The organism is Nocardia cyriacigeorgica NBRC 100375, from assembly GCF_000308555.1.
Lineage (GTDB): Bacteria > Actinomycetota > Actinomycetes > Mycobacteriales > Mycobacteriaceae > Nocardia > Nocardia cyriacigeorgica.
Genome location: NZ_BAFY01000102.1, coordinates 35,576 through 44,097, shown reverse-complemented (window position 1 = coordinate 44,097; position 8,522 = coordinate 35,576). Strand labels below are relative to the sequence as shown.

General features: G+C 70.4%; 5 protein-coding genes. 2 read left to right on the top strand and 3 right to left on the bottom strand.

What is annotated here, in order from left to right; all coding sequences use genetic code 11:
- Positions 1 to 402: FAD-dependent oxidoreductase (locus tag RJ05_RS09835; RefSeq protein ID WP_156090815.1), on the bottom strand; the 402-nt coding region annotated here is incomplete at its 3' end.
- 54 nt (positions 403 to 456) lie between these two features.
- Between RJ05_RS09835 and RJ05_RS09830 the strand changes: the two genes are divergently transcribed.
- Positions 457 to 1,089, top strand: a complete 633-nt coding sequence (locus RJ05_RS09830; RefSeq protein ID WP_234012288.1) for a TetR/AcrR family transcriptional regulator — start codon at positions 457 to 459, stop codon at positions 1,087 to 1,089.
- Positions 1,090 to 1,135: 46 nt separating this feature from the next.
- On the opposite strand, the gene ppc is transcribed toward RJ05_RS09830, so the two are convergent.
- Together ppc and RJ05_RS09820 are read right to left on the bottom strand one after the other, a co-directional pair.
- The gene (ppc, locus tag RJ05_RS09825) at positions 1,136 to 4,003 is read right to left on the bottom strand and encodes a phosphoenolpyruvate carboxylase (RefSeq protein ID WP_036535891.1); all 2,868 of its coding nucleotides are present in this window, start codon (positions 4,001 to 4,003) and stop codon (positions 1,136 to 1,138) included.
- A gap of 108 nt (positions 4,004 to 4,111) precedes the next feature.
- Positions 4,112 to 4,669, bottom strand: coding sequence for a sugar O-acetyltransferase (locus RJ05_RS09820; protein WP_036535889.1), 558 nt, complete (start codon positions 4,667 to 4,669; stop codon positions 4,112 to 4,114).
- A gap of 193 nt (positions 4,670 to 4,862) precedes the next feature.
- Here RJ05_RS09820 and RJ05_RS32205 point away from each other — a divergent pair, with 193 nt between their 5' ends.
- Positions 4,863 to 8,186 (top strand): protein kinase domain-containing protein, encoded by a 3,324-nt coding sequence (locus tag RJ05_RS32205; RefSeq protein WP_085996189.1) that lies wholly within the window; start codon positions 4,863 to 4,865, stop codon positions 8,184 to 8,186.
- The last annotated feature ends 336 nt before the right edge of the window (positions 8,187 to 8,522 follow it).

The window sequence follows — 8,522 nt, the reverse complement described above, 5'->3', positions numbered from 1 at the left end:
GACTCCGGTCACGGCGCAGCCGAGCCGCACCGAATCCGGTGGCAGCGCGCCGCGCAGGATCTCGAACAGATCGGTGCGCGGGATCATCACGACCTCACCGAACCGACGGGCCAGTTCGTCGGTGTCGGTACGAGTCAGCCAGCGCCCGCCCGGATCGCGGATACCGGCGTCGGTGTCGGCCATGGCCCGGGCGCGGACCTGGGCGCCGACGCCGAGCACATCGAGAGCGCGCAGGCCGTTGGCCCACACCGTCAGACCCGATCCGGCCTCACCGATCTCGGCGGCGCGCTCGAGGATCTGCACCTGCCAGCCGCGCCGGGCCAGTGCGATGGCGGTCGCCAGACCACCGATTCCGGCGCCGACGATGATCGCGCGCCGTCCGTCGTGTGTCGCCCCTGCCATCGAACCCTCCACTACATCCGTAGTAATCGTTACTACAAATGTAGTATGGATCGGGTGGAAGAGAAACCTCTGGTGTCCGGGAACACACCGAGCAGGGCGAACGCACCCGCGGGCCGCTCAGCGGCGAGCAAGCGCGAGCTGGTGCTCGATGCCGCGATCGAGGTGCTCGGCACCCGTGGACCGCGCGCCCTCACCCACCGCGCTGTGGACGAGGCGGCAGCGGTGCCCACCGGAACCACCTCGAACTACTTCCGCACCCGTGAAGCGCTGCTCATCGGCGTCACCGAACGGCTCGAGCAGCGCGATTACGCCGACTGGGCCGCCCTGACCGCTGCGCCGACACCGGACTCGGTCGACGCCCTGGCCGCGGACCTGACGCGGTTCGTCGTGCACGCGGTCACCGCCGACCACACCCGAACCCTGGCCAGGTACGCACTGTTGCTGGAGGCGCAGACCGCCCCCGCCCTACTGGAGTCGCTGCGGCGCGGGCACCTGCGGCTCACCGAGTGGGCGGGCACCATGCTCGGCGGCCTCGGGGCCGACGCCTCGGTCACCACCGCGGTGGTGGACTATCTCGAAGGCGTCATCATGCATCGCCTCGGCGCACCGCGGGCCGACGAGGATCCTGGACCGCAGATGCGCCGGATGCTCGCCGCGTTGATCGGCCCGCCCGATACCGAAAGGTGATCGCCGGACGCGACCCGTTGCCCGGCAACGGTTTGTGCCGCAGTCGCTACCCGGAGTTGCGCAACGCGGTGGCCAGACCGTTCATGGTGAGCAGGATCCCGCGCTTCACCAGCTCCGAGTCGTCGCCTGCCCGCAAACGCCGCAGCAGCTCCACCTGCATCTGGTTGAGCGGTTCCAGGTAGGGGAAGCGGTTGTGGATGGATTCGGCCAGTGACGGATTGTCCGAGAGCAGGTGATCGTTGCCGGTGATGGCGGCGTGCATGCGGATGGTACGGGCGTGCTCGGCGCTGATCATGCCGAAGATCTGCTCGCGCAGCGCCGGGTCCTCGACCAGTTCGGCGTAGCGGGCGGCGATGGCGAGATCGCTCTTGGCCATCACCTGCGCCAGATTCGACAGCACGGTACGGAAGAACGGCCAGCGCCGGTACAGATCGGCGAGGGTGGCCAGCCGCTGCGGATCGTCGCCCACCCAGTCCTCGAGCGCGGTGCCGGTGCCGTACCAACCGGGCAGCATCACCCGGGCCTGACTCCACGACATCACCCACGGGATGGCCCGCAGATCGGCGACCGAGTTGGTGGGCTTGCGTGAGGCGGGCCTGCTGCCGATGTTCAGGTCACCGACCTCGGCGACCGGGGTGGACTGGCGGAAGTACTCGACGAAGCCGGGTGTCTCGTGGACCAGCCGGGCATACGCGGCGCGCGCCCGCCCGGCCAGCTCGTCCATCAGCTGGTAGGACGGTTCGGCGTCGGCGCCGAGACCTTCCACGTCCAGCAGTGTCGACTCCAGGGTGCCGGCGATCAATGACTCCAGATTCCGGTGCGCGGAACCGGATTCGGCGTATTTGGCCGCGATCACCTCGCCCTGTTCGGTGAGCCGCAGCGACCCGTGCACCGCACCGGCCGGTTGGGCCAGGATGGCGTCGTAGCTGCGACCGCCACCGCGGCCGACCGTGCCGCCGCGGCCGTGGAACAGCCGCAACCGGATCCCGGTCTTGCGCGCGACCTCCACGAGATCCAGTTCCGCCCGGTACAGCGCCCAGTTCGCGGCCAGATAACCGCCGTCCTTGTTGGAATCGGAGTAGCCGAGCATCACCTCCTGGCGCATCCCCTTGGCCGCCACCAGATCCCGGTACACCGGCACCTCCAGCGCCGCGGCCAGGGTCGCCGCGCCCGCGCCGAGATCCTCGATGGTCTCGAACAGCGGCACGATCCCGGCCGCGCAACTCGGCGAACCGCCGGGCGCACCCGGATCCAGCAGCCCGCCCTCCTTCAACAGCAGCGCGGCCTCGAGCATGTCGCTCACCGAGGTGCACATGCTGATGATGTAGTTCGGGATGGCGGGCTCGCCGAAGGTCGCGACCACGTCGGCCGCGGCGCGCACGATATCGAGCTCCTTGGCCGCGAGCTCGCTCAGCCGCGCGTGCGGGCCGAGCAGCGGACGGCGAGTGCTCAGCTCCGCCGACAGGATCCGCACCCGTTCCGGCTCCGGCAGACTCGCATAATCCGGATGCACCCCGGCCCACGCCAGCAGTTCGGCCACGACCTGTTCGTGCACCTCCGAGTTCTGCCGCATATCCAGGCCCTGCAGGTGGAAGCCGAAAGTTTCGACGGCATGGCGCAACGCGGCCAGTCGGTCGTCGGCGAGCAGGCCGTCGCCGGAGGCGCGCAGGGAGGCGTCGATCGCGTCGAGATCGTCGAGCAGCGATTGCGGACCGGGATAGGCGGGTGCCGTCGGCGTGTCGGGCGCCGCCGCGACGGGTGCGCCGGGAGCCGGGCCGCCGGGCAGCGCACCGGGGACCGGGCCGATCCCGATTCCGGCGCCCGCGCCGAGCGCGACGACGCCGGTCGAGCGCAGCGGAACGCCGAGCGCCGCCTCCGCTGTGGTGGTCAGGCGCTCCCGGATACGGTGCAGCGCACGGCGATACGGCTCATCGGCGTGGATCGAGGGGTCGGCGTAGCCTGCGGCGGCCAGTTCCGACACCGTCTCGCTCACCTGTACCAGCCGCCCGGACTGCGACAGCGTCTTCTCCAGCTCCACCAGTTCCCGCAGGTACCGGCCGAACGCCAGGCCGGCCGCCTGCCCGGCCGCGGTGCGCACCACCTCGGCGGTGACGTACGGGTTGCCGTCCCGGTCGCCGCCGATCCAGGAACCCGGACGCAGGATCGGCCTCGGCAGCAGCTCGGCGTCGGGCCAGCGCGAGCGCAGCGCGGCGCGGACCTCGGCGTTGATCGCCGGGATCACATCGAAGAGGGTGAGCTCGTAGTAGCGCAGCCCGACCGCGATCTCGTCCTGGATCCGCAAGCGCGCCAACCGGATCAGCGCTGTGCGCCACAGGGCGAGAACCTGACGGCGGATCTCGAGTTCGAGGCCGGCGCGATCGCGTTCCGGATAGTGCTGACGCCTGCGCATCAGTTCGGTGATCCGGCTCTGCACGTCGAACACCGTGCGGCGCCTGGTCTCGGTGGGGTGCGCGGTGATCACCGGCGAGACCAGCGCGTCGGTGAGCAGATCGGCGACCTTGGCGACCGGAAGGGCCGCGGCGTCGAGTTTGCGGTAGGTGGCCGCCAGCGACGAATCCTGCGGCGGCTCCCCCGCCTCCTCATGCGCGGCACGGCGGCGGTCGCGTTGCAGATCCTCGGCGAGATTGGCCAGCAGGACGAAGTAGCTGAAGGCCCGGATCAGCGGTAACGCCACGTCGATGTCGACCCCGTCGAGCATCTCGGCGACGGCGCTGCGCCCGACCTCCTCCCGGCGCACCCGGAAGGCCTCGACGCGGACCCGTTCGATGAGGTCGAACACCTCGGGCCCTTCGTGATCCCGGATGGTGTCGCCGAGTATGCCGCCGAGGAATCGGATGTCCTCGCGCAGCGGCCGGGTCGCGTCCTGCTCGGTCTCGATCCGCGGTTCGGTCATGTTCCGACAGTACTGCCGGAGATTGCCGAACATCTGCTCGGTCGGCGGCGGGTCGGGTGGTACGGGACGGTGCGTCGGTGGCCCGTCCGGCCGCCCGTATGGCGGTCCTCAGAGTTCCCGGATGATTCGTGCGGGGTTGCCCGCCGCGAAGACCCGGTCCGGCAGATCCCGGGTGACCACACTGCCCGCGCCGACCACGGTGTCGTCGCCGACGGTGACCCCGGGGCAGACGATGACCCCGCCGCCGAACCAGACGTTGTCGCCGATGACGATGGGCGCCGCCGACTCCCACCGCTGCCTGCGCCGCTCGTGGTCGGCCATCGGATGCAGGGCCGTCAGCAGCTGGCAGCGCGGCCCGATGGAGACATCGTCGCCGATGGTGATGGGCGCGCAGTCCAGCAGGATCGCGTCGTAATTGAGGAAGCTGTTGGCGCCGATCTCGATGAGGTAGCCGTAATCGCATTGGAAACGCGGCATGATCCAGGAACCCGCGCCGAGCTTGCCGAGCAACTGCCGCAGCACCGCGTCGCGGCGCTCGGTCTCCTCGGGACCGGTGCGGTTGAACTCGTCGCAGAGTTCCTGCGCGCGGCGGCGTTCGGCGACCAGTTCGGGGTCGTTGTCCCGGTAGAGCTCTCCGGCCAGCATGCGTTGTTTGTGCTCTCCCATCGGCCCCACGGTAGCGGGTGGGCGGTGCGGCCGAATCCGCCCGAGTTCGCCGGTCGGGTCGCATCCCCCGCGGGCCGGCCGCGGCACCGAATGCCGGCGCGCGGCGCACTTCCGCTGAACCGCGCGCCGGCGTTCGATATCCTGCGGCGGGCCGGTCACCTGACGGTGACCCGGCGATTTCCGGGAGGGCGACATGGTAGACGGGGCGGCATTCGGGCGGTACCGGTTGGGCCGGATCATCGGCGAGGGCGGCATGGGGCGGGTGTACGAAGCCTTCGACACGGTGACCGAGCGGACGGTGGCGCTGAAGGTGCTGCCCGAGGCCTTGGCGGGCAATCGCGAATTCCGCGAACGTTTCCGGCGCGAAGCGCACGCGGCGGCCCGGTTGAGCGAACCGCATATCGTGCCGATCCACGACTACGGCGAGATCGACGGTCGGCTGTTCCTCGACATGCGCCTGATCCACGGCATGGACCTGGGCACCGTTGTGGCGCAGCACGGTCCGCTGCCGCCCGAACGGGCGGTACACGTCATCGACCAGGTCGCCGCCGCCTTGGACGCCGCACACGCCGCCGGACTGGTCCACCGCGACGTCAAGCCGTCCAATATCGTGCTCGGCGACCGCGATTTCGCCTACCTGATCGATTTCGGCATCGCCCGCGACGATTCCGCGACCGCGATGACGAGCATCGGCACCACCCTCGGCACCTTCGCCTACATGGCGCCGGAGCGCTTCACCCCGGGACAGCGGACCGACGCCCGCGCCGACATCTACTCGCTGGCCTGCGTGCTCTACGAATGTCTCACCGGCGCTCGGCCCTTCCCCGGAGCTGTGCTGGCCGAACAGATCGCCGCCCATCTCACGGCCGAACCACCCAGGCCCAGTTCGGTGGGCCACGGGATCCCCGCCGCCCTCGACGAGGTGATCGCGCGCGGGATGGCGAAGCTGCCGGAGCAGCGGTATCCCAGTGCCGGTGAGTTCGCGGCCGCCGCCCGCCGCGCGCTCGATTCGGTGTCGTCGTCCTCGGCGCCGGAGCCGACGTGGCGGTCGCCGGAACAGGGCGAAACGGTGAGTGCAGATCCGCGTCGAGCGCCGACGTGGATCGGATCGGCAGCGATCAGCCAAGCACGAGGTGGCTCGGCGCCCGGCGCGGCGTCGGTCAGCGCAGCGTCGGCCATGGGATCGGCACCGGGCGGACCCACGCCCGGCGGGTGGACCCCTGGCGGACTGGTCGTCGGCGAGCCGGCACCGGGTGCATCGGCGGCGCCCACCATCGTCGCCTCGCAGGCGACGCCCGCGGCCGCAGCGGCTGACAAGAGTATCGGCGGTCTCGCTCTCACCTGTCTCATGGTCGTCTGCGGGCTGACGATCGCCCGGCTGATCGCGGCCGTGGCGAGCTACGGCGAGCAGCATTCGCTCAGCTTTCCCGACTTCTGGCTGCCTGTGCTGGCATTGATGCTCGTGCTGGCGCTCGCGGTCCGCGCGCTGGTCGTGCGGCGGCGCTCCGCGGTCATCGCGTGTGCGTGTGTGCTGTTCGTCGCGTCGTTTCCGATGGCGCTCGGCGATTGGGGCGCTGATGTCACAGCGAACGTGGCAGCCGCGCTCGGTATCAGTCGAGCCCTGGTACTGCTGGTGGTTTTCGCGGCGTTGGCCGTGCTGATGGGCGTCGGTGTCGCGGCCGGCGCGCCGGGTCGTGCGGCCACGGGAGGACCAAACGGCATCCACGTCGATGGCAGCTGCGCGCCGTACGCCGGCTGGGTGCAGCGAGCGGGTGCGGCGCTGCTGGACGGGCTGCCCGCCGGCCTGCTCGCGGGTCTGGGGATCGGGCTCGCGCGGGCCTCGAGCGGTGCCCACTCGGCCGGTGGGTCGTCCGGCGGCGGGCTCGTGGTGATGATGCTCTGTTACGCCGGGCTGATCGCCTATCTCATCTGGAATGTCGGTTTCCGGCAAGGCCGTTCCGGCCAGACCTGGGGCAAAACGGTCATAGGGATCTCGGTCGTCTCCGCGCAGACCGGACGACCGCTCGGCGTCGGCAGGTCGATCGGCCGCCAGCTCGCGCACATCGTCGACGCGCTGCCCTGCTATCTCGGCTTCCTGTTCCCGCTGTGGGATGCCAAGGCACAGACCCTCGCCGACAAAATCGCCGGCTCGGTCGTCGTGGTGGGCACGCCCGCGCCCTCGGCCCAGCATCCCGCCGCCGACCCGCGCATGGCCGTGACCGAGGTGGCACCGCACTCGCTTCGCTCCGCCGAAGCCGATGCCGCCGATGACAGCCGGCCCGGGCGTCCCGGCGGTCTGTCCGGTGCACCGACAACGGTCGAACCACTGTTGGCCGTGACCGAAGTGACACCGCGCTCGCTTCGCTCCGCCGAAGCCGCTGCCGCCGCCGACGACAATCGGCCCAGGCGTCCCGGCGGTCTGCCCAGTGCACCCACAACGGCCGATCCGCGGTTGGCCGGCACCGGGAACGCCGCGCCACCATCGAACGCGGCGGTCTCCGGGACCGGACAGCCGAGCCAGGGCCGTATCGAGTTCATCTGGGGAGCGGCGGTCCTCGCTGTGGTAGCGGTCGTAGGTGTGGCTGTGGCCGTCACCCAGGCCGAGTCGCGAACCGATAAGACTCGCCTGCCCAGGATCGTCGACACCATCGCGATGCCCGCGGGGGCACGAGAGATCGCCGTCGATCCGAGTAACCGCAGGGCCTACGTCACCGGGAGGGCGGGCACACCCGTGTCGGTGATCGACACCGCAACCAACACCGTGGTCGCGACGATTCCCGTCGGTCCGAATCCCGGCGGTGTGGCAGTCGATCCGGCCCGCGGCACGCTCTACGTCACCGACCGGGACGAACGGACCGTGACGCTGATCGACACCGGTACCCGCGCCGCCGTCGCCTCGATCCCGGTCGGCTTCGACCCGGTGTCGGTGATCGTCGATCCCGATGCGCCGACGGTCTACGTCATCGGCGGCTCCGACGTGTCGGTCATCGATACCAGCACCCGCACGGTGACCGGCACGATCCCGGTGGACAGCGGGACTCGGAAAGCAGCCCTCGATCCGGGCGCCGACACCCTCTACGTCGTCGCGGACAAGGACCTGACGATGATCGACACCAGGACCGCCGGCATCACCGGCAGCCTGGCCATCCCCACCTACGACTACCCGAACCCGCTCGATGTGGCGGTCGACCCGGCCACGCACCTCGTCTATGTGACGGCATACGGGGCCGACGACTCCGACGGCCGGACGCTGTCGATCGTCGACCCCGGCACCCGCGCGGTGCTCGCCGCGCCCGTCGCCGAGGGCAACGCACTCGACATCGCCGTCGATCCGAGCGGCCACACCGCCTATATCGCCAACTACACCGACGTCCGAGTGATCGATACGCAGACCCGAGCGCGGATCGGTTCGATCGACCTCGTCGCCGGGCACAGCGCCGAGGACATCGCGGTCGATACCACCTCGCACACCGCCTATGTGGCCGACGGTAGGTCGGTGCAGGTGATCAGCCGCTGACGGCCGCGCCTATCCGAGGGCCTCGGCACACCGATCGGTGACATCGATCAACCACGGCTCGCCCCCGTGCCGTCTGCCCACACCGTGCACTTCACCGCCCGCACCCGCGCCCATCGGCGAGCGCGTGCGCGATCGAGTTCCGCTGCCTCGCACAGACTCGAGTCCGCACAGCAGCAGCGGTACCGGGTCGGGCGCGCAGGCAGCGCGGCGATCCACCGCTGCCCCGTTCTCCTTCCCTGCCGACGGTCCACGCGCGAAGCCTCCAGGATCACGATCACGCCCCGATGCCATGGACACCGCGGCACTACCCGCGCCCGGAGAGCGCCGCCGATGACG

Bases quoted from the DNA above. Each gene is read 5' to 3' on its own strand.
- ppc (WP_036535891.1), bottom strand. From the start codon at position 4,003: ATGACCGAACCGCGGATCGAGACCGAGCAGGACGCGACCCGGCCGCTG.
- RJ05_RS09820 (WP_036535889.1), bottom strand. From the start codon at position 4,669: ATGGGAGAGCACAAACAACGCATGCTGGCCGGAGAGCTCTACCGGGAC.
- RJ05_RS32205 (WP_085996189.1), top strand. From the start codon at position 4,863: ATGGTAGACGGGGCGGCATTCGGGCGGTACCGGTTGGGCCGGATCATC.